Origin of the sequence: Bradyrhizobium sp. CCBAU 45394, from assembly GCF_028128655.1 — a bacterium.
Classification (GTDB): Bacteria; Pseudomonadota; Alphaproteobacteria; order Rhizobiales; family Xanthobacteraceae; genus Bradyrhizobium; species Bradyrhizobium diazoefficiens.
Genome location: NZ_LBIX01000172.1, coordinates 1 through 23,085, shown reverse-complemented (window position 1 = coordinate 23,085; position 23,085 = coordinate 1). Strand labels below are relative to the sequence as shown.

General features: G+C 65.4%; 23 protein-coding genes. 9 read left to right on the top strand and 14 right to left on the bottom strand.

The window, feature by feature from the left end; all coding sequences use genetic code 11:
* Window positions 1–181 precede the first annotated feature (181 nt).
* Complete coding sequence (locus tag WN73_RS29745; protein ID WP_161535767.1) at window positions 182–1,261, top strand: Cj0069 family protein; 1,080 nt, start codon at window positions 182–184, stop codon at window positions 1,259–1,261.
* 53 nt (window positions 1,262–1,314) lie between these two features.
* Here the strand turns inward: WN73_RS29745 and WN73_RS29740 are convergent, their stop codons facing one another.
* The 3 genes from WN73_RS29740 to WN73_RS29730 form a co-directional block, all read right to left on the bottom strand.
* A complete protein-coding gene (locus WN73_RS29740; RefSeq protein WP_271555829.1) occupies window positions 1,315–2,295 on the bottom strand; it encodes a tripartite tricarboxylate transporter substrate binding protein in 981 nt (326 codons plus the stop codon).
* A 170-nt stretch (window positions 2,296–2,465) separates the two neighbouring features.
* Complete coding sequence (locus WN73_RS29735) at window positions 2,466–3,458, bottom strand: zinc-dependent alcohol dehydrogenase family protein (protein WP_271555827.1); 993 nt, start codon at window positions 3,456–3,458, stop codon at window positions 2,466–2,468.
* A gap of 322 nt (window positions 3,459–3,780) precedes the next feature.
* Entirely contained in the window at window positions 3,781–4,608 is an 828-nt protein-coding gene (locus tag WN73_RS29730; protein ID WP_271555826.1) for an MBL fold metallo-hydrolase, read from the bottom strand.
* A 93-nt stretch (window positions 4,609–4,701) separates the two neighbouring features.
* Here WN73_RS29730 and WN73_RS29725 point away from each other — a divergent pair, with 93 nt between their 5' ends.
* Window positions 4,702–5,574, top strand: coding sequence for a LysR family transcriptional regulator (locus WN73_RS29725; protein ID WP_271555824.1), 873 nt, complete (start codon window positions 4,702–4,704; stop codon window positions 5,572–5,574).
* Here the strand turns inward: WN73_RS29725 and WN73_RS29720 are convergent.
* Together WN73_RS29720 and WN73_RS29715 are read right to left on the bottom strand one after the other, a co-directional pair.
* Entirely contained in the window at window positions 5,558–6,319 is a 762-nt protein-coding gene (locus WN73_RS29720; RefSeq protein ID WP_028172279.1) for a hypothetical protein, read from the bottom strand. The two genes, WN73_RS29725 and WN73_RS29720, sit on opposite strands and share 17 nt — an antisense overlap.
* Before the next feature lie 14 nt (window positions 6,320–6,333).
* Window positions 6,334–6,522: a hypothetical protein gene (locus tag WN73_RS29715; protein WP_028172280.1), complete on the bottom strand. Its 189-nt coding sequence runs from the start codon at window positions 6,520–6,522 to the stop codon at window positions 6,334–6,336.
* Between the two features lie 247 nt (window positions 6,523–6,769).
* On the opposite strand from WN73_RS29715, the gene WN73_RS29710 reads away from it, so the two are divergent.
* A complete protein-coding gene (locus tag WN73_RS29710; RefSeq protein ID WP_011085859.1) occupies window positions 6,770–7,747 on the top strand; it encodes a DUF2336 domain-containing protein in 978 nt (325 codons plus the stop codon).
* Here WN73_RS29710 and WN73_RS29705 read toward each other — a convergent pair whose 3' ends face one another.
* The 4 genes from WN73_RS29705 to WN73_RS29690 all read right to left on the bottom strand — a co-directional run bounded on the left by WN73_RS29705 (window position 7,748) and on the right by WN73_RS29690 (window position 11,149).
* The gene (locus WN73_RS29705) at window positions 7,748–8,092 is read right to left on the bottom strand and encodes a DUF1491 family protein (RefSeq protein WP_011085858.1); all 345 of its coding nucleotides are present in this window, start codon (window positions 8,090–8,092) and stop codon (window positions 7,748–7,750) included.
* A 51-nt stretch (window positions 8,093–8,143) separates the two neighbouring features.
* Complete coding sequence (locus WN73_RS29700) at window positions 8,144–8,353, bottom strand: hypothetical protein (RefSeq protein WP_028172283.1); 210 nt, start codon at window positions 8,351–8,353, stop codon at window positions 8,144–8,146.
* A 155-nt stretch (window positions 8,354–8,508) separates the two neighbouring features.
* Window positions 8,509–9,252: a peptidoglycan-binding protein gene (locus tag WN73_RS29695; protein ID WP_271555820.1), complete on the bottom strand. Its 744-nt coding sequence runs from the start codon at window positions 9,250–9,252 to the stop codon at window positions 8,509–8,511.
* Complete coding sequence (locus WN73_RS29690) at window positions 9,245–11,149, bottom strand: PAS domain-containing sensor histidine kinase (RefSeq protein WP_083860042.1); 1,905 nt, start codon at window positions 11,147–11,149, stop codon at window positions 9,245–9,247. The genes WN73_RS29695 and WN73_RS29690 overlap by 8 nt, the downstream gene beginning before the upstream one ends.
* Before the next feature lie 389 nt (window positions 11,150–11,538).
* On the opposite strand from WN73_RS29690, the gene WN73_RS29685 reads away from it, so the two are divergent.
* Both WN73_RS29685 and WN73_RS29680 read left to right on the top strand, forming a co-directional pair.
* On the top strand, window positions 11,539–11,973 hold the full coding sequence (locus tag WN73_RS29685) for a DUF5330 domain-containing protein (RefSeq protein WP_028172286.1): 435 nt from the start codon (window positions 11,539–11,541) through the stop codon (window positions 11,971–11,973).
* A gap of 68 nt (window positions 11,974–12,041) precedes the next feature.
* Entirely contained in the window at window positions 12,042–12,470 is a 429-nt protein-coding gene (locus WN73_RS29680; RefSeq protein WP_011085853.1) for a SufE family protein, read from the top strand.
* A 134-nt stretch (window positions 12,471–12,604) separates the two neighbouring features.
* Here the strand turns inward: WN73_RS29680 and WN73_RS29675 are convergent, their stop codons facing one another.
* Both WN73_RS29675 and WN73_RS29670 read right to left on the bottom strand, forming a co-directional pair.
* Entirely contained in the window at window positions 12,605–13,021 is a 417-nt protein-coding gene (locus tag WN73_RS29675) for a MucR family transcriptional regulator (protein WP_028172287.1), read from the bottom strand.
* 157 nt (window positions 13,022–13,178) lie between these two features.
* Window positions 13,179–14,042 (bottom strand): DUF308 domain-containing protein, encoded by an 864-nt coding sequence (locus WN73_RS29670; RefSeq protein WP_161535776.1) that lies wholly within the window; start codon window positions 14,040–14,042, stop codon window positions 13,179–13,181.
* Window positions 14,043–14,349: 307 nt separating this feature from the next.
* On the opposite strand from WN73_RS29670, the gene WN73_RS29665 reads away from it, so the two are divergent.
* Both WN73_RS29665 and WN73_RS29660 read left to right on the top strand, forming a co-directional pair.
* Window positions 14,350–15,999, top strand: coding sequence for a glycosyltransferase family 39 protein (locus WN73_RS29665; protein WP_271555809.1), 1,650 nt, complete (start codon window positions 14,350–14,352; stop codon window positions 15,997–15,999).
* A gap of 183 nt (window positions 16,000–16,182) precedes the next feature.
* On the top strand, window positions 16,183–16,962 hold the full coding sequence (locus WN73_RS29660) for a class II aldolase/adducin family protein (RefSeq protein ID WP_011085849.1): 780 nt from the start codon (window positions 16,183–16,185) through the stop codon (window positions 16,960–16,962).
* 302 nt (window positions 16,963–17,264) lie between these two features.
* On the opposite strand, the gene WN73_RS29655 is transcribed toward WN73_RS29660, so the two are convergent.
* The 3 genes from WN73_RS29655 to WN73_RS29645 form a co-directional block, all read right to left on the bottom strand.
* Window positions 17,265–18,659 carry a M20/M25/M40 family metallo-hydrolase gene (locus WN73_RS29655; protein ID WP_011085848.1) on the bottom strand — a complete coding sequence of 465 codons (1,395 nt, stop codon included), beginning with the start codon at window positions 18,657–18,659 and terminating at the stop codon, window positions 17,265–17,267.
* Window positions 18,660–18,713: 54 nt separating this feature from the next.
* Window positions 18,714–20,042, bottom strand: coding sequence for a glycosyltransferase family 87 protein (locus tag WN73_RS29650; RefSeq protein ID WP_271555806.1), 1,329 nt, complete (start codon window positions 20,040–20,042; stop codon window positions 18,714–18,716).
* Window positions 20,043–20,174: 132 nt separating this feature from the next.
* Window positions 20,175–21,794 (bottom strand): helicase HerA-like domain-containing protein, encoded by a 1,620-nt coding sequence (locus WN73_RS29645; protein ID WP_271555804.1) that lies wholly within the window; start codon window positions 21,792–21,794, stop codon window positions 20,175–20,177.
* A 347-nt stretch (window positions 21,795–22,141) separates the two neighbouring features.
* On the opposite strand from WN73_RS29645, the gene WN73_RS29640 reads away from it, so the two are divergent.
* Together WN73_RS29640 and WN73_RS29635 are read left to right on the top strand one after the other, a co-directional pair.
* Entirely contained in the window at window positions 22,142–22,507 is a 366-nt protein-coding gene (locus WN73_RS29640) for a hypothetical protein (protein ID WP_011085845.1), read from the top strand.
* Between the two features lie 24 nt (window positions 22,508–22,531).
* On the top strand, window positions 22,532–22,939 hold the full coding sequence (locus WN73_RS29635) for a DUF4332 domain-containing protein (RefSeq protein ID WP_011085844.1): 408 nt from the start codon (window positions 22,532–22,534) through the stop codon (window positions 22,937–22,939).
* Window positions 22,940–23,085: the final 146 nt, after the last annotated feature.

Sequence of the window (23,085 nt, the reverse complement as noted above, 5' to 3'; positions counted from 1 at the left end):
AACGCCGAGCTGTCAACCTGCGCGTCGCGCGAAAGCACCGGGTAGGCCCCGGGTGGAACCGCGCGACCGTCTTGAAAGCCGAGGCCGATCTCACGTAAGGTCGTCCGCATGGGGGCAATGCAGACCCCCCATGAGACTTCGGTCCAAGCTCTGCGCAGCACGCACTTCGTGGAGCTTGCGCATGGATACCGAACAACACTTTCCTCTCCGATCCACCGTTGCCATCCTCTCACGCGGCGATGCCGCCGCGCGGGCGGATGCCACACCGCAGAACAGCCGCTTCGTCCGCGTCTTCGAGGCACTCGCCGCCGCCGGCATCGAAGCCCGGCCCGTCATCTACGACGAAACCTTTGCCGACGCCGTCCGCGATCAATTGCTTGCGGTCGACGGCGTGCTCGTCTGGGTCGACCCGATCCATCAAGGCAAGACACGCGCTGACCTCGATCCCCTGCTCCGCGACGTCGCGGCGCGAGGGCCATGGGTGAGCGCGCACCCGGACGTCATCCTGAAGATGGGCGTCAAGGAAGTCCTTTACAGAACGCGCCACCTGGGCTGGGGCGCCGACACGCATCGCTACGACACGGCCGCAAGCTTCCGCGCCGAGTTTCCGTCGCGCCTTCAGACCGACGGACCGCGCGTGCTGAAACAAAACCGCGGCAATGGAGGCCAGGGCGTCTGGAAAGTGGAGGCCATTGCAGAGGCGAGCGCCATGGTTCGCGTCCTCCATGCAACGCGCGGCAGCCTGCCTGAGGACATGCCGCTCGATGCCTTCATCGCCCGGTGCGAACCCTATTTCGGCTGGGGCGGCTGCATCATCGATCAGGCATTTCAATCGCGCCTGCCCGACGGGATGATCCGCTGCTACATGAGCGGCTCCAAGGTCGCGGGCTTTGGCCAGCAACGGATCAAGGCCTTGATCCCGCCGCCGCCGGAAGGCCCCGATGCAGCGGAGGCGCAACCCGGCCCGCGCATCATGCACGGACCCGATGCTCCACCGTTCCAGGCGCTGCGAAGATCGATGGAGAACGAATGGACGCCGCAGATGATGGACACGCTCGACATCGATGAATCCTCGCTGCCGGTGATCTGGGACGCGGACTTCCTCTACGGACCTCGCAACGCGGCAGGCGCCGACACTTACGTCCTGTGCGAGATCAACGCGAGTTCCTGTTTTGCGATTCCCGAAGAGGCACCTGCGGCGATTGCGCGGACGGTGAAGCACCGCCTGCTGACAACCCAGGAGGCCGGCTCCGGCAGATAGGAGAAGACGGCATCTGACGGGGGCCGCAGCAGCGGCGCTGCGGCCCCCGTGGATCAGATCTTCGGGATCTTCGCCCGCTCGACCACGCCCGACCATTTGGTGATCTCGGTTTCGATCAGCGCCTTCATCTCCGCCGGCGAGCCGCCACGGACCTCGCCGCCGACGGCCGTCTCCAGACGTTGCCTGAGGTCTGGGTCCTTGAGCGCATCGAGCGTCGCTGCATTGAGCGCGGCGATGATGGCGGGCGGCGTTCCCTTCGGGGCCAGCAGGCCGGCCCAGGTGCGCACGTCGTATCCCTTGATGCCGGCCTCCTGAACCGTCGGGACGTCAGGCAATAGCGCAGTCCGCGTCGGCGAGGTCACCGCAAGGCCGCGGATCGCGCCGCTCTGGATTTGCGGCGCGAGCAGGACCGGCGTGCCGACGATGACCGGAACCTCTCCGCCGAGAAGCGCGGTGACGGACTGCGAATCGCCGCGATACGGCACATGCACGATCTCGATGCCGGCCGTTGCATTCAGCAGCTCGCCCGCAAGGTGATGCGTGCTGCCGAAACCGACCGAACCGAAGCTGAGCGAGCCGGGCTTCTCCTTCGCCATGGCGACGAGCTCGCCCAGCGACTTCGCCGCGTAGTCACTGCGCACGGCAATGACGAGCGCGTAGTAGACCAGCGTCGAGATCATCTCGAAACTGTCCGCGGGCTGGTAGGCGAGGCTCTTGTAGGTCGCCGCGGAAATCGCGTGGGCGCCGGTGACGAGCCCGAGCGTGTAGCCGTCAGGCGCCGCCTTGGCGACGGCATCCGCCGCGAGGTTGCCGCCGGCGCCCGGTTTGGCCTCGACGATGATCGGCTGCCCGAGCCGTCTCGCGAGCCCGTCGGCGATGATGCGCGACAGCGTGTCGGCCGCGCCGCCTGCGGCAAATCCGTGCAGCAGGCGGATCGGGCGCGACGGATAATTGTCCGCAAGTGCCACTGTGCCGGCGGCGAGAAACCCGCCAAGCAGAAACGTTGCCGCAGCAAGCCGTCTCATCCATCGCATGGATGCGTTCTCCCTTTTTTGACCGTTCTATCGTTGGCCGCAGCGAAGGCGACGTTCTCCAGGCCGGGCCGCCTGACGGGCGAACCCGGCGCATTCAGAAGATGGCGGCATGCTCCGAACGGGCGCACGAGCGAAGTTCGGCGTGTGATGTCATCGTGCCGTCCATCCCCTCATGGCGTCATGATGATCTTGCCGAGCGCCGAGCCCTGCTCGAGCAGCGCGTGGGCCTGCCTGACCTGGTCCAGCTTCAGGACCGCCGAGACGGCCGGCTTGATGGCATTGCGGCTCAGGGCCTCGATCACGCTGCGCATCAGGGCGCGGCGGCCGTCGCGATCGTGGTCGTAGATGTGGAAGGAGAAGCAGCGCACGGCGGGACAGATGTCGAGGTGATTGCGCATCGCCGCCATCAGGTTCTCTTCCGGAAGGCCCGCGAAGGCGTTGTAGGAGAGCAGCGTCCCCCATTTGCCGAGCGCGCCGAGATAGGCGGTGAACTCCGGCCCGCAGACGTGATCGAGCACGAGGCCGACGCCCTCGCCGTTGGTCAGCTCGCGGGTTCGCGCCACGACATCCTCGCGGCGGTAGAAGATGATGTGATCGGCACCGTTCGCCTTCGCGAACTCCGCCTTCTCTTCGGTCGAGACCGTGCCGATCACGGTCATCTGCGCGAGCTTGGCGAGCTGCACCAGCGCGGTGCCGACGCCGCCGGCCGCGCCGATCACCAGCACGCTTGCCGGCGCGCGTGGGTGGCGGCATTCGTGCAGGAGTGCGTAGGCCACCTGATAGTTCGACAGGCACACGGCGGCTTGCAGATCGACATGGTCGGGCAATGCGTGAACGGCGTCCGCGGGGGCAACCACGTAGTCGGCGTAGCAGCCGCCACGTTGCGACAGGTCGCGCGCGCTCAGCAGCACCTTCTGGCCGACGGCAAGCCCCTCCATGCCGGGCCCGAGCGCGGAAATGCGGCCCGCGACATCATTGCCGGGATTGGCCGGCAGCGGCGGCATCCATTTGTAGACGCCGCGCCGGATCAGCGCGTCGGGCTGCCCGACCCCGAACGCCTCGGCCCGGATCTGCACCTGCCCGGCGCCCGGCACGGGCACCGGGAGCTCGACCAATTCGAGTGCATCCGGCCCACCCGGCTGACGCACCAGCACCGCCCTCATGATTTCGCCCCGCCTCCCCAAACTGCATTTTCGAAAATAATACTGTTTACGAAAATTATTGCAAGGCGGTCGTCGCGCGAAGATCTCTCCTGAAGTGGAATCGGCCGGCTACCATCGGAAGGACGAAGATAGGAAATCGCCGTGATCCCGACGCGCGGCGGCTGGCGTCCCGGTCATTTTCGAAAATAACACGCCAGCCGGAAAAAGCCGGCGCGCCGTTCGGGCTTGCGAGGGCGGCCGGCGGCCGCCTCACGCGCGCGCATCGGGGGACCTAAGCGTCGGACGTCTGCGCGCATGAAGCGTTGACGGGTCCGGCGCGCACTCAGTGCGTCCCGCACCGGCAGTTCTCGTAATCGACGGGATCGTGGCTGTTGACGATCCTCACGCGGCCGCCGTGGGAGAGCTTCAGCGCGCGCAGCCGCGCCTGGTTGGCGATCCGCTGCGTGCGGTCCATGTCGGCGCGGCGCTGGAAATAGCCGAGCACCAGCGGCATGCGCGGGGATGCCGCGAGCTGGCCGTGATGGAAATAGCTGTCGCCGGCATGCAGCAGCCATGTGTCGCCTGATCGGACCGCGATGCCGCAATGGCCGAGCGTATGGCCGGCGAGCGGGATCATCAGGATGTCCGCCTCCTTGTCGCCGAGCGCGCGCACGCCCTTGAAGCCGAACCAGTCTTCGCCGGCTTCGCCATAGAACGTCCAGCTCGGTCCATGGCTCCACTGCCCGGTGACATAGCGCCCTTGCGGCGGCGCCGGCCTGCTCTGCACCGCCATGTCGTATTCGGCGCGATGGACGTGGATCGCGGCATGGGGAAAGTCGGGCACGCCGCCGGCGTGATCGCGATCGAGATGCGTCAGCAGCACGTGGCGCACGTCTTTGGGCGAATAGCCGAGCGCCTTCACCTGCTCGAGCGCCGTCTCGGACGGATCGAGCCTTGGCGCGGTCTGGCGCAGCCATCGCCGTCCGAGCCGGTCAGGGGCTGCGATATCGCCAAGCCCGATGCCGGTATCGACCAGGGCAAGCCCGTCACCCGTTTCGACCAGCAGGCAGTGGCAGACCATGCGGGCACGCTGGAACAGGCCGCCGGTGCCGTTTACCAGGCGGCGGCCCATCGGGCACATCGTCCCGGTGTTGAGATGATGGATTTTCATGGAGGACCTCGCCCGTTGTGAACAGGGCGTTCTTGTCATCGTCCGATCCATAGGTAAAATATTGAATATTGATCATATCTCTAGGCTCATCCTATGGACATCCGCGAGCTCCGCTACTTCGCCGCCGTCTATCGCGCGCGCAACCTGACCGCCGCGGCGCGGGCCTGCTTCGTGTCGCAGCCGTCGATCTCGACCGCGATCACCAATCTGGAAGCCGAGCTCGGCACCACGCTTTTCATCCGGCACAAGAAGGGCGTCGCGCCCACCGCCTCGGCCGAGCAGTTTCACGCACTGGCCCGCCGCATCATCGACGAGGCGGACGCCGCGCGCGGCCTGTTCAGGAAGCCGGCGACCAGGACGACGGTCACGCTCGGCCTGATGCGCACGCTCGACGTGCCCCGAACGATCGCGCTGCTGAAGCCGCTGACGGCGCGCAGCGACATCGCGCTGCGCCTCGTCGGCAGCGACGAGCGCGCCGATGCGCGGATCATCTCGAAGACCATGCTGCGCGCTGACGAGCATTTCGTCGCGCTGTGGAGCGAGCGCTATGTCGCCGCGCTGCCGCCGTCGCATCCGCTGACGCTGAAGGAGAAGCTCCGTGCCGCCGATCTCGCCGGCGCCGCCATGATCGACCGCTGCCATTGCGAGCAAAGCCAGTTCTTCGGCCGCGCCGCGCAGCGGCGCCAGACCGCGGCGATCGCGCAATCGGAAGACTGGGCCATGGCGCTGGTCGCCGCCGGCGTCGGCATCGCCATCGTTCCCGAGGGCGTGGCGCGCTGCAATCCAGACGTCGCGGTGCGCGAGATCGAGGTCAAGGTCAAGCGCGAAGTCGGCCTCGCCTACCGCGCATCAGTGCCGCTGGCGGATGCGCTGAGGGATCTTGTCGGGAAGCTTCAGAAGCAGCGCAAGCCCGATCGGACTGCGCGCCAGCGCAGTGCGCGCAAAACGCTCAGCCCTTCGAGATGACCGCGCGGCCGTAGGGCGGCTGCGCTTGGACCGGCGGGTTGGCGGTCTGGGCCGCGAGCTCGCCGATCAGGCGGTCGGCGTCGGCGGCCATGCCGTCGGGCGCCTGGATCACCAGGCGCTCCAACGCCCAGCGATAGGAGGAGACGCGCTGCTCCAGGCACTGCTGCACCCACTGGATGATCAGCGAGTTCTCCTGCATGCGCGCGACCGCGTCGTCTCTCTCCCTCGGAGAGAGGCCGGAGACGCGCGCCATGCTGGCATCGCGCTTCCTGTCGAGGTCGATGACCTTGATCGCGGAGGCGAAGAACGGCTCGAAGCGGGTGGTGTCGTTGCGCACGTCCTCGATCAGCTGCGCATAGCGCGAGGAGTGCGAGCGGTGCGGCTCGTCGATCAGCGTGCGCCCGTACATGGTGCGGTCGAACACGACCTTCTGCCGCCACGGTGACGGCAAGGCCTTGTAGTCGCCGAACACGCTCTTCCATGCGGGGCGCGACAGCGGCGGCTCGATCAGGGGATAGGCGAGGTCGCGAAGCTGGCGCTCCTCGTCGGTGAGCTGGAATTGCGACGGTCTCAACCCGACGCTGCCGGTGGCCTCGGTGCCGAGCCAGCGATGCATGTCGTCGCTGCGCATATCGGCGCGGGTGCGGCCGAAATCGCCGCCGCTACAGGCCCCGAGCGTGGCGCCGAGCAGCGCGAGCAGGACGGCCGATACGAAGGGCCGGATCTTGTGGATGGTGTCCGGCATTGCAAAAGCCGGATCTAGCGGCGACGACGACGGCGCCCCGGCGCTGTGCCCGCTTCCGGCCCACGATCGCCGCTGGTTTCGTCCGCCTCGCGCTCGATGCGGATCACGGGAAGGATCAGAATCGTCCCCATGTCCGCGCGCGGTGCGACGTCCCCCGACGAGCCTACCCGGCGACCGGCCGGAAATTCGATGATGGTCCCCATGTCAGCTCTCTTCGCGACCGAATGCGCCCCTGCAACATGCGGATCATTAAGATCAGCTCATGGTTAACGGGGTGTAAAGATGTGCTCTGGACCGTAACCGCACGGAACCCGCCGCGCCGTCCCGTTGCGGCACGACAATGCCTTGAATTGCGGGGGCGGCTTCACGCCTCGTTTTCCTTAACGAGGCTTTAAAAGAACCTGCGCTAGGCTCACTCGCAAGTCTCTTTTCCGAGTTGCGTACGCCTCCATGACCAAGTCGCTGTTTCCCGGATTCGACGGGCTGATGACCCTCTCCCGTCGCGAAGGCGTCGATGTTCGCCCGACGCTGCTGCGCGTGCTGACCGACCTCTATGTCCAGACGCGCGTCCACAGCGAGGACGAACAGCGGCAATTCGTCGAACTCGCCACGCGACTGATCGACCAGGTCGACGATGCGACGCGCGCCGCCGTCAAGGCGCGGCTTGCGGTCTATCCGCAGACGCCCGTCCCTATCCTGCAGAAGCTCGGGCTGGTCGCCGCCCAGGAAGGCCGCAGGGTTCCGCTCGCGCGCGAAATCGCGGCGCCCCCGCCCGCGCCCTCCCCGGTCCGCGCGCCGACCGAGGCCGAGCAGCGTATGGCCTCGAACATGGCGATGCAGCCGACGGACGCCGCCGAAATCCACGACATGTTCTTTCACGCCGATGCGTCCCAGCGCGCGCTGATCCTGCACAATCTGGAGCAGACGCCGCTGAAGGCCGCGCCGCGGATTCCGACCGTGCGCGCCAAGCGCGCGATCCAGATCCTGGAGATGGCGGCGATCGCGGGCGACGTCGAGAATTTCACCTACGAGCTCGGCGACAGCCTGATCCTGCCCTCGCGCGTCGCGGCAGAGATCGTCGACGATCCCGGCGGCGAAGCGCTCGCGGTCGCCGCGCGCGCGCTCGACATGCCGAGCCCGAACTTCCAGCGCATCCTCTTATTCTTCAAGCCGGAGATCGGCAACTCCGTGAACAACGTGTACCGGCTGTCGCGGCTCTACGATCGCCTCGGCGAGCGCTCCGCGCTGGTGATGCTGGCCGCCTGGCGCGGCTCCGCGCTCGCGGTGACGCGGGCAAAGTATCAGTCGTCGCTGCACGATGGGGAACGCCAGCGTGCGCGTGCGGGCGCAAGCCAGACGCGGCCCGGCGTGCAGCCCGGCTCCAGCCCAACGGTGCGGACCGGCACCGGCGGGTCGTCGGATCACTAGTCAGGTCTTCGCCAATTCCAGGAAGTGCCGCCCGGCGCGGTCTTCGGTCTCGACGATCCAGGCATCCGAATCGAAGCGGATTTCCTTGGTCAGCCGTTCCTCGACCGCGGGCTCCGGCAGCGGCTGCGATGCAACCGGCACGAAGAAGCGGTCGACGGGCCGGCCGTCGTCATAGACGGTCTGCGGCGCCGGCACGTAGAGCATCGCATTGCCGTCGAGCAGCGACACCTTCACGAACACCGCGCCCGCCTCCTCGGCGCCGCGACGGCGCACCGCCCCGAACACGCCCTCGCTCTGGCACCGGCGCAAATAAGCCGCGACCCATATGTTGGATTTCAAACGCATGAGTCGGACGATAGGCCAGTACGACGCGTCCCGCCAGTCTCGGCGCGCGCGCTACGCCTTGCCTGCACCCTGTCCGCCGCCGATCTGGCGTGCGACGAGATATGACAGCGGCATCGCAAGCGCAAACCCGATGGCCGCGGCATAGGGGATGTTCTTGATCGCCTCCGCGGCAAGGCTCGGCACCATCAGCACCACGATCAGGCTGACGCCCGCCAGCACGGTACCCAGCATGATCCAGACGAGAATCGAGACCTTGAACATGATGACCTCTCTTCCTTGATGAGGATGAGCGATCATCTTCCCTGACGCCGCCGACAGTCATTGATCCCGGACAAATCACGCCGGCGCAGGGCTGGCATCCCCTTGCGGATCACGCGCGGCCAATTGATCCGCGTCAATGACGACGACAAATGTCGCTATTCGACCGGATGACCGATCGCGGCGGCGAGCTCGCGCAGCAGGCGATCGGACACCTGGCCGGTGACCTGCATCTTGTGCTCGCGCTCGAATTTCTGGATCGCGGACTGGGTCTCGCCGCTCATCGCGCCCGTGACCTTCAAATTGCCGTAGCCGTATTCGGACAGCGCGCGCTGCACGCCGGCGATACGCCGTACGGCCGGGCTCTGCTGCGCCGGGATCGGGGCCGGCGGACGCGCGACGGCAACGGAGGACGGCGTCGACGTCGTTTGCTTGACCAGGTTGGTCAAAGGATCGGCCGAGCGCGGAGTCGATGCGGTCGCCTCGACCGGCTTCTCCGGCGCCCTCTCGGCAACTCTCTCGACAGGCTTGGGCTCTACAGACTTGGGCTCTACGGACTTGGGCTCGGCGCGGAACTCCGTCGCTCTCGGCTCGAGCGGCGAGGTATCGGCGCCGACGGGGCGCGGACGCGGCAAGGGGTTCGACAGCGGCACGGACGACGGCGCGGGAAGATTGATCACGGTGCCGAACATCGGTGCCGGATGCCTTCCGGTCTGGAGGAACAGCGCATTGGCAACGATCGCGCTGATGGCGGCAACGGCGACGAGGCCGGCCAGCGTATCCTTGGGACTGTGCAGCAGCACGCGCATCACGAGGTTGCGCTCGGTCTCAACGTCGACAGCCGCAGCCTTGGCGCCACGACGGCGCGGAGCAGCTTCGCCCTTTGCAGACTTCTTAGGCACTTTTCTTCACCAGAGCAGGTTGGTCCTGAAGTTGGTCGTGATGTTGGTCGTGATGTTCCTGGCGCGGCACCGGCGTCAAAGTCGCGATCTTGCTCTCGGCCGGCATTCTATCGGCAGGTTTGGCTTGCGGCGACGTGTAAACCAGCGGCAGCTTGACGGTGACGGCGGTGCCCTCGCCGAGCCTGCTTTGTACCGTCAAATCGCCGAGATGCAACGCCACAAGACTCTTCACGATCGAAAGTCCGAGTCCGGTGCCTTCGTGACGGCGCTGATAGGTCTTGCCGGCCTGGAAGAACGGCGCACCGATACGCTTGAGGTCGTCGGGCGCGATGCCGACGCCGGTATCGCTGATACGCAGCGTGAGGTGCGACCCCGACACCGCGGCTGATACGGAGACCTGGCCGCCGCGCTCGGTGAACTTGATGGCGTTGGCGACGAGGTTGAGCACGATCTGCTTGAAGGCTCTGGGATCGCCGGTCATGACAGGCAGGTCCTGCGGCGCGTCGGTGATGAGGTCGATGCCGTTCTCCCGCGCCTTCAGCGCCAGCAGATTGCAGCAATGCATCAGCGAGGCGCGCGGCGCGAACGGCTCCGACGCAATCTCGAAATTGCCCGATTCCATCTTGGACATGTCGAGGATGCCGTTGACCACCGACAGCAAATGCTGGCCGGAATCGTTGATCAGTTGGGCATATTCCTTGCGCTGGGCCGCACCCAGCATCAGGGCCTGCTCCTGCGCGATCATGTCGGAGAAGCCGATAATGGCGTTGAGCGGCGTGCGCAGCTCGTGGCTCATGGTGGCGAGGAAGCGCGTCTTGGCGGCGTCGGCCGCTTCAGCGGCGCTGCGGGCCTGATCGAGCGCCTGCTCGGAGAGCTTGCGATCGGTGACGTCGCGCATCACGGCGACGACTTCCGTCTCGCGTGCGACATCACGGTCAATATCCTGGCGGCCGAGATCCTGGTCGAGCGGCCGGCAGCGCATCTCGACCCAGATGAAGTCAACCTGGCCGCGCTCCGAGCCGGTCGGCTCCCGCCGCAGCCGGAACTCGACGCTGCGCACATTACCGCGCGCGGCATCGGACAAAGCGGTGAGATAGGCCGGCCGGTCGGCGACATGGACGCGATCGAACAGACCGTGGCCGTGCAGCTGCGCGACGGGCATTCCGAGCATGGCCTCGGCGGCCGGCGAGATGAACTGCACCGCGCCGTTGCGCCGATGCCGCGAGATGACGTCGCTCATGTTGCGCGCAAGCAGGCGATAACGCTCCTCCTCACGCGACAGCAGCGCAACGCCGGTGCGTGCGAGCGACTCCGCGCCGAAAGCGAGGCCTGCAGCATAGAGGGTGGCCGAGGCGACGCCGAACGCCATCAGCAGGCTACGCTCCGCGGCACCCGGCGCGTCCAGCGGCAGCCAGCCGAGCTGGCCGACGAAAATCAGTATCCCCGCGCAGGAGAGCGCGAGCAGCGAGGCAAAGGCGGCGACGCGGCGCGAGGCCGACAGCGCAGCCTCGAGGGGAACGACGATCAGCCACACCGCGGCGAATGATTCGATGCCGCCGGTCGTGATTGCGACCGCCATGATCAGGCCGGCGAGCGCCAGCGACGACAGCACATGCGCGCCTTCGTAGCGGCCGGTGCGCGACAGGAACCAGGACAACATGATCGGCGCGATCAGCCAGGCAAAGGCCGCGACCTCGACCGCGCTCGGCGCGCCACGCATGGCGAGATAGATCGGGAATGCGGCAAATGCTGCCAGGCTGCCGAGCAGGCGCGGCGCCATGAAGGCACGATGGCGCGCTCGCGTCAGCGCGTCGTAACGCGCGGAGGGATGCAGCAGCGCATCGAGACAATCGCGGATGATACTCAAAACTGTCACGGGTCTCGCGCTTCGGCTCATTCGTCGGAGAGACGCGCCGGAACGCCTCCTTGTCGTTGAGCCACCGTGTCAGAGCGACCTTAAACGAGTGCTAAGGCGGCACGGCCCGGCGCCGGACAGCGTGTCATCGCGGAGCTTTTTAGACGATTTGACGACGTCTTCGGCGAGGATGGTGAACACAGGGTTTCACCCCGGCCGGCATGGTTTCGAATTAGTAGATGCGGAAGACCGCAAGATCACGGGGGCTCGGCATCAATGGAAAATTTACGAGGCCGCCATTTTCGAAGTTTTTTGCGTAAAAATTCCGCGAATTAAGCTCAAGGCAATCACTTGCGATTTATCGAGAGTTGCTAGGTCCGACGCGCTCTGCGGAAATCGCCGCGGCGGGATCTAACATACAGGTCGATAAGATGCGCTTTCTGCTCCGCATCACATTCTGGCTCGGGCTGGTGCTGGTGCTCCTGCCGCGAGACAAGACGCCCGAATCGGAGAAGCTGCCGCAGATCGGCGCCGCCGACGCGGTGCAGGCTGCGACCGCGGCCGTCTCCGACATGACCCAGTTCTGCAAGCGCCAGCCGGCGGCCTGCGAGGTCGGCGGACAGGCCGCGTCGATCATTGGCCAGCGCGCCCAGGACGGCGCGAAGAAGATCTATCAGATCATCAACGACAAGAAAGAGCAGATCACCAACGAGAAGAACGAGAAGAGCGACAAGAAGGCGCCCGACCACACCGGCTCGATCACGCTGGCCGGCGAAGGCGACACCGCTGCGAGCGAGGCGCCGCGCGACACCCTGACCCAGGACGACCTCGCGCTGGAATGGCGCGGACCGGGGCTCGCGAATTAGCCCCCAAACCCTATCGATTTCACGGCTTCGCGTCCTTATATTGGGCTGAACGGGAACGATAGGCCAGCATGACGACGATCGACGAAATCAGGGACAATTTCGAGATTCTGGACGAGTGGGACGACCGCTACCGGTACGTCATCGAGCTTGGCCGCACCCTGGAACCGATGCCCGAGGCCGAGCATTCGGCCGCCAACAAGGTGAATGGCTGCGTCAGCCAGGTCTGGCTCCAGAAGCTGGTCGAGCGCGATGGCGGCGCGCCGATCCTGAAATATCGCGGCGACAGTGACGCTCATATCGTGCGCGGCCTGGTCGCGATCGTGCTCGCGCTCTATTCGGGCCGCACGCCGCAGCAGATCCTCGCGACCGACGCGATCGCGGTGTTCGACGAGTTCGGCTTTCGCGATCACCTGACGCCGCAGCGCTCCAACGGCCTGCGCTCGATGGTCGAGCGCATCAAGACCGACGCGAAAGAGGCGCTGGCGGAAGCCACCTGAAGATCCTCATGGTGGGAAGCGCTGCGTAGGGTGGGCAAAGGCGCACTTGCGCCGTGCCCACCATCTATCAACAATTGTGAGCCGGATGGTGGGCACGCTTCGCTTTGCCCACCCTACGAGATTCGAGGCCGGCTCTACTTCCGCTTCCGCTGCTGCTGTCCCAAACCCATCTGCTTTGCCAGTTGCGAGCGCGCCACCGCGTAGTTCGGCGCGACCATGGGATAGTCGGCCGGCAGGCCCCATTTCTCGCGGTACTGATCGGGCGTCATGTTGTACTGGGTGCGCAGATGGCGCTTCAGCGACTTGAAGCGCTTGCCGTCTTCCAGGCAGACCAGATAGTCCGGCGCGATCGACTTCTTCAGCGACACCGCCGGCTTGGCCGGCTCGAGCGGCGCCGCCTCGACGCGGCCCGACGAGACCCGCACCAGCGCGCCGTGCACCTGGCTGATCAGGTTCGGGATCTCCGCGGCCGGCGTCGGGTTGTTGCCGAGATAGGCCGAGACGATGCTCGCTGTCAGCTCAATGAAATTCTTAGCCCCGGCATCCGACATGGGCCCGACCTTTCTCCACCTTGCGTCTCACGGGAGAGACGACTTCGAAGTATTCCGTGTCAACAATACGTTCGGCTAAAATACAGGACTGACGACTATGGGCTGATGACTGGCGAAGTGACAAGAAAGCTGGCGCTTTACTTGGCCCCGGCAGTCCTCAGGAGCGCTGGTCAAGATGCGCGCGCAACTCGTCGATCGAGGCAAAGCGCATCATGCCTTCCGGCATCTGCGCTTCGATCGAGCCGTCGGAATAGAGCGAATAGGCCATGCCGTCGACGACACCGGATTTGAGCACGGTCACGGGCGCCTGCTCGACCGCCGGCTCCGACTCCGGCTCGGGTGCAGGCGGCGGGGTAGCCTCGACAAAGGTCGAGGGCGAGCGCGGTGGCGGGCGGCGCGAGGCGGCCGGCGGTTCCGGCGGGCGCATACGATCCGGCTTCGGCCAGGCGTCGTCGAAGCTTGCAGGCGGCGTGTCCGGGCCGGCAGGCGCCGCGGGCTCGGCATGCGGCGGCGGGCCCTCGGTGGCCTTGGCCTCCGCACGCTCGCGTTCCTTTCGCGAGGTCGAGGCGAACAGCAGGTTGCGCCGGCGCGGCGCTTCCGGAGCTGCGGGCGGCGCCGGAGGTTCCGGCTCCGGTGGCGGCTCGACGCGCGGCCGCTCGCGCATCGGTGCCTCGCCTTGCCATGGCGGCGGCGCGGCCGGCGATGGCGGGGCCGTCGGCTCGGCGCGCATCGCCGGAGCAGGCTCGGGCGCAGGCGCGCCGGGCAGCGCGAGACCCGGCAGCACGGGCCTGACGCGCACTTCGGACGGTGCAGCGGCACCGGCCAGCCGGCGGGCAATGCCCTTCAGTTCCAGCACCACCAAATGGAGGCCCGCCAGTAACATTCCGGAGCAGACGCCGATCGTGCCCGAGATTATGAGGGTACTGCCGAGGCTGAACTCCCTGACGGTGAAGCCAAACAGGATCGCAAGGAGGCCCGCCAGGACGGCGACAATCCCCGCGATCAATAATGCCAACGTCATCGAACTCACCCCCGGCCGCGCATCCATACGCGACACACGCCACGATACCGTCTTCCTGTGTTGCTCGCCAACGACGAATTGCGATCAGCGTTCCTAAAGGGAAGGAAATCAGGGACTTATTCACATTCCCTTCAGCTACGGATCGCTACTGCTAGAGTGCTCTTGAGTTTCTGGATTTGCTGCGTCGCATCAGGAATTTAGCCATAATGCCCAATTACTTGGTAATGGAACTGCGCTATACGGAGTCCGGGGAGCAGGCCCGCGCGCACCAGCAGGGCCGAGAGGGGATTCCGGGTCACCAATAGCCATGACATCCATCACGACTTCGGCGATCGAAACGCCTCTGCGGCGCTCGGTCGAACGGACTTGCGACGATCTCGCCATGCTGGTGCTGGCCGCGGTCGCCGTCATCGCAGGCCTGACCTTCCGCGATTACGGGCTCGGCTGGGACGACTACACCCACGCTGAATATGCCGATCTGTTGCTGCGCATGTTCGGTTCCGGCTTCAAGGACACCGCGGCGCTCTCCTTCGCCAACCTCTATATGTATGGCGGCGGCTTCGACATGGTCGCGGCCCTCCTGCACAAGGTCATTCCGCTCGAACTGTTCGAGACGCGCCGCCTGGTCGGCGCGATCGTCGGCGTGATCGGGCTTGCCGTGACGTGGCGGCTCGGCCGCCGCATCGGCGGGCCGCTCGCAGGCCTCGCTGCGCTGCTTCTGCTCGCGCTCTGCCCGATCTTCTACGGCCACATGTTCATGAACCCGAAGGACGCGCCCTTCGCGGTCGCCATGATCATCCTGATGCTGGGCCTCGTCCGGCTCGCGGAGGAATATCCGCAGCCTTCGCCGCGCACGATCCTGATCGTCGGCTTAGGTGCCGGCCTGTCGATCGGCTGCCGCATCCTCGGCGGGCTTGCGCTGGTCTACGCCCTGATCGGCTTCATCCCGCTGTTCCTGGAGGAACTGCGCACCGAAGGCGTTCGCGAGGCGGCCCGCCGCTTCGCCCATGTCGTCTACCTGCTGCTGCCCGGCCTTGTGTTCGGCTATCTCGTGATGGGCCTGATCTGGCCGTGGTCGATCATGGAGCCCGGCAATCCCTTCGAGGCGCTGACCTACTTCTCGCACTTCTTCGAGAAGCCCTGGAAGGAGATGTTCGACGGCGCGATCGTGTCGGTCCCCGACATGCCCTGGTCCTATCTGCCGACGCTGTTCGCGCTTCAGTTGCCCGAGGTGATGCTCGTGCTGATGACCGGCGCCGTGGTCAGCACCTTCGCGCTGCTGCCGCGCGGCGAGGTTCCGGCCCGCCGCAAGACCATCCTGCTGATGCTGACGCTCGCCGCGACCCTGCCGCTCGCGATCGCGATGGTGAAGCGGCCCGCGCTGTACAACGGCATCCGCCATTTCGTCTTCGTGATCCCGCCGATGGCAGTGCTCGGCGGCGTCGCCTTCGCCTGGACCATGGAGCGCCTGCGCGCCAACCACCGCACCTGGCAGCCGGTCGTGCTCGCCACCTTCTGCTTTGGCCTCGCGCTCCCGCTCGCCGAGATGATCCGGCTGCATCCCTATCAATACACCCACTTCAACCACATCGCCGGCACGGTGCGCGCCGCCGACGACCGCTTCATGCTGGACTATTGGGGCCTCGCGCTGAAGCAGGCCTCCGACGAGCTGCGCGAGCAGCTGGTCGAGCGCCAGGAAGTGCCGCCGCGCAACCGCAAATGGAAGGTCGCGGTGTGCGGTCCGCAGCGTCCGGCGCAGGTCGCGCTCGGGCCCGACTTCACCATCGGCTGGGACTCCAATGCCGCCGATTTCGCCATGACGCTCGGCGAGTTCTACTGCAAGGGCCTGACCGCGCCTGTCATGGTCGAGATCAAGCGCGACGACGTGGTGTTCGCCCGCGTCTACGACATCCGCGGCAGCAGCATTTCCAGCCTGCTCTCGATCCCGGCACCGTAAGATCATTGTCCGATCGGACGGCCGCGTAGACGAAACGTCGCGTCGGACGGTTCTGAAATCCGGAACCTCAAACGCGCACTCCATGCGGGCGACGCTGAACTGCCGCGCTTTGAGCGCCTTGCCGCCGACCTCACCCGAGACTAGGCTCTCGCTCCGCAACAACGAGGTTCGGAGAGATTTGCCATGTCACCAGCGGAAGCGCGCCTGAAGGAAGTGCCGTCGAACATGACGGAGGCCGAGTGGCAGCAACGGGTCAACCTCGCCGCCTGCTATCGCCTCGTCTCGCTGTACGGCTGGGACGATCTGGTCGACACCCACATCTCCGCCCGCGTGCCCGGCCCCGAGCATCACTTCCTCATCAACCCCTACGGGCTGATGTTCGACGAGATCACGGCCTCGAGCCTCGTCAAGGTCGACCTGCACGGCAACCAGCTCTCCGAGAGCGAGTACAGCATCAACCCGGCCGGCTTCACCATCCATTCGGCGATCCACGAGGTGCGCGAGGACGCGATCTGCGTGCTGCATCTCCACACCCTCGACGGCACCGCGGTCTCGAGCAGCGCCGAAGGGCTGCTGCCGCTGAACCAGACCGCCCAGCTCGTCACCCACGACCTTGCCTATCACGACTATGAAGGCATCGCGCTCGACCACGACGAGCGGCCGCGGCTGCAGAAGGACCTCGGCGACCACAACCACATGCTCCTGCGCAACCACGGTACGCTGACGGTCGGCCGCTCGGTCGCCTCGGCCTTCGAGCGCATGTATCACCTCGAGCGCGCCTGCTCGATGCAGGTGCGCACGCGCGCGCTCGGCACGCCGGTCTATCCGGTCGAGGAGATTGCGATCGAGAAGAACACCGAGCTGCTCGCCAACCGCGACCGCGCCGAGCTGCGTGCGACCAACCTCGTCTGGCCGCCCCTGCTGCGCAAGCTCGACCGCGAGCTGCCGGGCTATCGGTCTTGAGATTTTCGGGATTTCGTGTAAGGTAGCTCTCAACTACCTCTGCACGTTCTGGAATGAAACGCCGCCCAATTCCGGGCGGCGTTTTTATTTGGCCCCGCTGTCATTGCGAGGAGCTCTTGCGACGAAGCAATCCAGACTGTTTCCGCCGAGGGATTCTGGATTGCTTCGCTCGCAATGACGAAGATAGAGATTTCGTAGGGTGGGCAAAGCGAAGCGTGCCCACCCCTTCGATCGCAATCGCGGAGAGATGGTGGGCACCGCGCGCGAAGAGCGCGCCTTTGCCCACCCTACGGCACCGTGTGCTACTTCACCTCGGCCAGCGCGGCGAGGATGCGCGCCCAGGAGCGGATCCCCTTCTGGAAGCTGCGGAGGTCGTACTTCTCGTTCGGCGAGTGGATGTTGTCGTCATCCAAGCCGAAGCCGACCAGCAGCGAGTCCAGTCCCAGCGTGCGCTTGAAGTCGGCGACGATCGGGATCGAGGCGCCCGAGCCCATCAGCACGGTCTCCTTGCCCCATTCCTCGGTCAGCGCCTTGCTGGCGGCGGCGAGCGGCTTCATGTTCCAGTCGAGCGCGACCGCGGGCGCGGCGGAATGGTCGCCGAACTCGACCTTGCAGTCGCCCGGAAGCCGTGCCGTCACGTAGTCGCGGAAGGCCTTACGGATCTTTGCGGGGTCCTGTCCCTCGACCAGACGGAACGAGACCTTGGCGGACGCATGCGACGGGATCACCGTCTTGGAGCCTTCGCCGATATAGCCGCCCCAGATGCCGTTGACGTCGCAGGTCGGACGCGAGGAGGCCTGCTCGATCAGGAGCCGGCCCTTCTCGCCGGCCGGGATCGACAGGCCGATCGGCTTCAGGAACATCTCCGGCGTCAGGTTGAGCTTCTTCCACTGCTCCAGGATATCAGGCGGCAGGTCCTTCACCCCGTCATAGAAGCCGGGGATGGTGATGCGGTTATCGTCGTCGAACAGCCCACCGAGAATTTTCGTGAGCACCCGGATCGGGTTCATCGCGCTGCCGCCGAACACGCCGGAATGCAAATCGCGATTGGCGGCGGTGATCTTCAGCTCTTCATAGAGCAGGCCGCGCAGCGACGTCGTGATCGCCGGCGTGTTGCGGTCCCACATGCCGGTGTCGCAGACCAGCACGTAATCGGCTTTGAACTCGTCCTTGTTGGCCTCGATGAAGGGCACGAAATTCTTCGAGCCGACCTCCTCCTCGCCTTCGATCAGGAAGGTGACGTCGATCGGCAGCGAGCCCGTCACCTTCTTCCAGGCGCGGCAGGCCTCGACGAAGGTCATTACCTGGCCCTTATCGTCCTCGGCGCCGCGGGCGACGATGATCTTGCGGCCATCGGCATGATCGGTGACGGCAGGCTCGAACGGCGGACGGTGCCAGAGGTCCAGCGGATCGACCGGCTGCACGTCGTAATGGCCATAGAAGATCACATGCGGCCGCCCGCCCGCTCCGGTCTTGCCGACGATGGCGGGATGGCCGGCGGTCGGCCTCACTTCGGTGGCGACACCCAGGCTCGCGATATCCTTGGCGAGATGCTCGGCCGCGGCCTTGCAGTCGTTGGCAAAGGCCGGATCCGCCGAGATCGACTTGATCCGCAACAGCGAGAACAGGCGCTCAAGGCTGTTGTCGAAATCCTTGTCGATGTGGTCGAGCACGGATTGAAGCTGGGCATTGGCCATGGTCGGATTCCTGACTTTCGAGTCTCAAGATGGCTTCTCAAGAGGTCTTGGGTTTCAAGAGGTCTTGGGTTTTAGCGCTGCCGCGGCGCCGGAGCCAGCCGCAACCGGCGGATGCCGGATGTGCCATGCGAGGCTCCCCGCGAGGATGGCTGTGGCGAGGAGGTTGTTGCCCCAGGCCTGGAAGGCATTGGGAAACCACGGCAGTGCCAGCAGCATGAGACATCCGGCCGCGCCGAGGGCAAGCCAGGTTCCCAGCCGCACATTCGCCCGCTCGTCGAAGGCGGCGCGATGCATCAGCACCGTCATCGGGAAGAACAGCCACATGAAGTAGTATTGCCGCGCCAGGGGCGATGCCACCGTCATCAGGCAGAACAGAATGCCGAGCTCCTCGGCATCCGAGCGCGCCGTTCGAAGCCGTTGCGGCGGCATGACCGCGACGAAGCCGAGCCCGAGCAACGCCGACAGCGCGAGCACGATCCAGTTCGCCGTCCTGTAATCGACGTCGATGATATTCATCATGCGCGGCGGCTTGCTGGGATCCTCCTGATTGTAGTTGATCGGACGAACCAGGCGGTGCGTGACGGCAATGATGGATTGGTTGACCCACGACCAGTTCTGCTCGTCGCGCTGGCCAAAGCCCTTTTCCGAGCTCGCCCCGACCATGCCCTGATACCAGATCGCAAGCTCGGCCGCGTTGCGCTCGAAGCCGCGAATGGGCGCCGGCACAACATAGAGAAGGATGCCGGTGAAGGCGACCGTAGCGACGGCAGCCGCCCACTTCCGCCGCCAGACCAGATAGGGCAGCACCGCAATCGGAAACACCTTGATGGCGGTGGCGAGCGCGAACATCAAGCCCGCGAGCCAGACGCGCTGATGCTGCAAGCACCAAAAACCGTAGAGCATCATCGCCAGCAGGACGAGGTTCGGCTGGCCGAGGTCGAACATGTCGAACACGAAGGTCACGGTGACGAAGGCGGGCAGTGCCTCCAACCAGGGGCCGGGCTTGCGGCCCGAGCCGGTCATGACATTGGAGAGTGTCCCGGTGTACCACCACGCCAGCGCATTCAGGACCGACAGCACGATGTAGAGCGGGATCTTGCCGAACCAGCTCGGGATCGCCAGCAGGATCGCCGGCAGGGGTGGATAGATGAATTCGAACGGATAACGGAAGTCGCTCGGATAGAGCGAGCCACCATGCAGCACCTGCTGCCCGGCCCAATACCAAAGCGCATAGTCCTTGGTCTTGCCGTGGCCGAAAATCTCCGGGCCGAGGACGTCCGCGATCAGGATGAAGCAGCAAAAGAGGAAGAGCAGGTCCAGCGGCGCGCGCAGCGACAGGCGTCTCGGCGCATCAGGTTTGGCTAGCGGGTCGGTTGAGGTCACGATAGGGTCCAGTCCAGCGTCGACATAGCACGTAGCAGACCGACGAACGGTTGGAGAGCACCTCACCTGAAATTGTACCCGTGACGAGGCGGCCGCGCCAGCACGCGGATTGCCTCCAATCGGGCTTTCTGCCTACCGACGCAGCAAGCCGCCGAGCGCGCCGCGGACCAAGGTGCGGCCGATCGAGCCGCCGAGCTGGCCGCCGACCGACTTGCCGAGATTGGCGGCCATCCCTCCGATCACCTGGTTGGTCACCGATCGCGTCACGTCGCGCGCAATGACCTGGCCGGCCGACAGGCGGCCGCGCTTGACATTGGTGCCGAAGATGGTGCCGACGATCGAGCCGATCTGGCCGAGGATGCTGCCGCCTCCGCCCGCCGGAGCATCCGCCGTCGCCGCGGTGCCGGCGATGCGCTTCTGGATCATCTCGTAGGCGGACTCTTCGTCAACGGCGGTGTCGTATTTGCCCTTCACCGGGCTCGCATCCATGATCGCCTTGCGCTCTTCCGGCGTGATCGATCCGATCCGGGCCGACGGCGGCCGGATCATCACCCGCTCGACCATCGCCGGCGTGCCGTTGCCTTCGAGGAAGGACACCAGCGCTTCGCCCTTGCCGAGCTCCATGATCACCTTGGCGGTGTCGAGCTTCGGGTTGGGCCGGAAGGTCTGGGCCGCGGCAGCGACCGCCTTCTGGTCGCGCGGGGTGAAGGCGCGCAGCGCGTGCTGCACCCGGTTACCGAGCTGACCGAGCACGCGGTCGGGCACGTCGATCGGGTTCTGCGTCACGAAGTAGACGCCGACGCCCTTGGAGCGGATCAGGCGGACCACCTGCTCGATCTTGTCCATCAGCGCCTTGGGCGCGTCGTTGAACAGCAGATGCGCCTCGTCGAAGAAGAACACCAGCTTCGGCTTCGGCAGGTCGCCGGCCTCGGGCAGCTCCTCGAACAGCTCCGACAGCATCCACAACAGGAATGTCGCGTAAAGCCGCGGGCTCTGGAGCAGCTTGTCGGCGACGAGGATGTTGACCATGCCGCGGCCGTCGCGGTCGGTCCTCATGAAGTCCTTCAGCGTCAGCGCCGGCTCTCCGAAGAACTTGGTGGCGCCCTGGTTCTCCAGCACCAGGAGCTGGCGCTGGATGGTGCCGACGGTGGCCTTGGTGACGTTGCCAAATCCCTGGGCGGCCATGCGGATGTCGGCAAGCGGATCGTCGGCGGCGTCCGGCCCCTTCTTGCTGCTGTCGGGCACGATGGCATCGAGCAACGCCCGCAGATCCTTCATGTCGATCAGGACAAGGCCGTTGTCGTCGGCGACACGGAAGGCGACGTTGAGCACGCCCTCCTGCACGTCGTTGAGGTCGAGCATGCGCGCGAGCAGAAGCGGCCCCATCTCGGTGACGGTCGCCCGCACCGGGTGGCCCTGCTCACCGAACACATCCCAGAACACCGTCGAGAACTGGTCGGGCTGGAACGTCAGCCCCATCTCGGTGGCGCGCTTGACGATGAAGTCCGCGGGCACGCCGACCTCGGAGATGCCGGAGAGGTCGCCCTTGATGTCGGCCGCGAAGACCGGAACACCGGCGCGCGCAAATCCCTCTGCCATGACTTGCAGCGATACCGTCTTGCCGGTTCCGGTTGCACCTGTGACGAGGCCGTGGCGATTGGCGAGCGCCAGCGTCAGCCATGCCTGCTCGTCTCCCTTGCCGACGAAGATCTTGTCGTCGGTGTCGCCGAGCTTGCTGTTCTGTGCGGTCATTATTCTCTCTGATCCGTCTGCCGTATTTCGCGTATTGAAACTCAAATGCCAGTTCCGTAGTTTAATGCATGTCGCGCGCCGATTGAAACCGTTCAACGCGACCTGATCATGCGACATTGTCGGAAAACAAGTGCACGACATCCGCCGAAAGTAGGAACTGCGCGTTCGCACCGCGGTAATTTACTGCTGATTTCGTCTCCGCTCTTGCATCGCTGCAACACTTTTCGCGCGTTCTAAGCTGAATCGCATGTTCGCCTCCGTTCATAGCTTGTATTTCACACCACACCGGCTCAAGATCATTTTGAAAACAATACTCCGGCATGTGAACCGGCTGAGGGGCAGGCCATATGGACGAGCTGATCGGGCGGCTGGCGACGAACGCCAGCATAGATAGTGCTGTCGCTGAAAAGACGGTCGGCATTATCCTGGGCTTCCTTCGCAACGAAGGCCCTTCCGAGAACGTCGAAGCCCTGATCAATCATATTCCCGGCGCGGAAGCGGCGATCGAGGCGTCCAAAAGCGGTGGCGGACTGTCGCGGCTGATGGGCGGCGGCCTGATGGCGGTTGGCACGCGCCTGATGGGCTTGGGACTTGGCATGTCCGAGATTCAGACTATTGCCCGTGAACTTTTTCGCTTCGGCCGAGACAAAATCGGAGCGGATCAGATGGGCAAGATCATCGCAGGGACGCCGGGCCTCAGCCAATTTGCCTGAGCTACGCTTTTCATATCGAGCATCATGACATATCCGATTTCCGAGATTGAGGGCCTGCCGGCCTTTGCCGCCAACAAGTTGAAGGCGCAAGGAATCCGCACGACGGACGCGCTGCTCGAGGCGGCCTCAACCGTGAAGGGCCGCAAGGCGCTGTCCGCCAAGACCGGCATCAGCGAGCAGCAGCTTCTGGAATGGGCCAACGTCTCCGACTACATGCGCATTCCCGGGATGGGCCGTGCCAAGGTCGGCCTGGTCCGTGCCGCCGGCGTCACCACCGTGCGCGAGCTCGCCTATCGGAATCCGGCAAGACTCGCCCAGAGCATGCGCGAAGCCAACGAGAAGAAGAAGCTCCTCCGCATCCTGCCCTCGGAGAAATCGGTCGGCGACATCATCGCCAAGGCCAAGAAGCTGCCGCCGAAGATCACGTATTAGGCCTGTTGCTCACCGAATACGAGCGCTGACGCCACACCTTCGCCGGGACGACACCGGGGGTAAGAGTGGACGGCTGTCTCAACAACGTCATTGCGAGCGCAGTGTTTAGCCCGGAGACATGACTGACGGGTGTTCGGGGACATGGT

Coding starts and splice junctions, on each gene's coding strand:
- WN73_RS29745 (WP_161535767.1), top strand. CDS start 182: ATGGATACCGAACAACACTTTCCTCTCCGATCCACCGTTGCCATCCTC.
- WN73_RS29740 (WP_271555829.1), bottom strand. CDS start 2,295: ATGCGATGGATGAGACGGCTTGCTGCGGCAACGTTTCTGCTTGGCGGG.
- WN73_RS29735 (WP_271555827.1), bottom strand. CDS start 3,458: ATGAGGGCGGTGCTGGTGCGTCAGCCGGGTGGGCCGGATGCACTCGAA.
- WN73_RS29730 (WP_271555826.1), bottom strand. CDS start 4,608: ATGAAAATCCATCATCTCAACACCGGGACGATGTGCCCGATGGGCCGC.
- WN73_RS29725 (WP_271555824.1), top strand. CDS start 4,702: ATGGACATCCGCGAGCTCCGCTACTTCGCCGCCGTCTATCGCGCGCGC.
- WN73_RS29720 (WP_028172279.1), bottom strand. CDS start 6,319: ATGCCGGACACCATCCACAAGATCCGGCCCTTCGTATCGGCCGTCCTG.
- WN73_RS29715 (WP_028172280.1), bottom strand. CDS start 6,522: ATGGGGACCATCATCGAATTTCCGGCCGGTCGCCGGGTAGGCTCGTCG.
- WN73_RS29710 (WP_011085859.1), top strand. CDS start 6,770: ATGACCAAGTCGCTGTTTCCCGGATTCGACGGGCTGATGACCCTCTCC.
- WN73_RS29705 (WP_011085858.1), bottom strand. CDS start 8,092: ATGCGTTTGAAATCCAACATATGGGTCGCGGCTTATTTGCGCCGGTGC.
- WN73_RS29700 (WP_028172283.1), bottom strand. CDS start 8,353: ATGTTCAAGGTCTCGATTCTCGTCTGGATCATGCTGGGTACCGTGCTG.
- WN73_RS29690 (WP_083860042.1), bottom strand. CDS start 11,149: ATGAGCCGAAGCGCGAGACCCGTGACAGTTTTGAGTATCATCCGCGAT.
- WN73_RS29685 (WP_028172286.1), top strand. CDS start 11,539: ATGCGCTTTCTGCTCCGCATCACATTCTGGCTCGGGCTGGTGCTGGTG.
- WN73_RS29680 (WP_011085853.1), top strand. CDS start 12,042: ATGACGACGATCGACGAAATCAGGGACAATTTCGAGATTCTGGACGAG.
- WN73_RS29675 (WP_028172287.1), bottom strand. CDS start 13,021: ATGTCGGATGCCGGGGCTAAGAATTTCATTGAGCTGACAGCGAGCATC.
- WN73_RS29670 (WP_161535776.1), bottom strand. CDS start 14,042: ATGACGTTGGCATTATTGATCGCGGGGATTGTCGCCGTCCTGGCGGGC.
- WN73_RS29665 (WP_271555809.1), top strand. CDS start 14,350: ATGACATCCATCACGACTTCGGCGATCGAAACGCCTCTGCGGCGCTCG.
- WN73_RS29660 (WP_011085849.1), top strand. CDS start 16,183: ATGTCACCAGCGGAAGCGCGCCTGAAGGAAGTGCCGTCGAACATGACG.
- WN73_RS29655 (WP_011085848.1), bottom strand. CDS start 18,659: ATGGCCAATGCCCAGCTTCAATCCGTGCTCGACCACATCGACAAGGAT.
- WN73_RS29645 (WP_271555804.1), bottom strand. CDS start 21,794: ATGACCGCACAGAACAGCAAGCTCGGCGACACCGACGACAAGATCTTC.
- WN73_RS29640 (WP_011085845.1), top strand. CDS start 22,142: ATGGACGAGCTGATCGGGCGGCTGGCGACGAACGCCAGCATAGATAGT.
- WN73_RS29635 (WP_011085844.1), top strand. CDS start 22,532: ATGACATATCCGATTTCCGAGATTGAGGGCCTGCCGGCCTTTGCCGCC.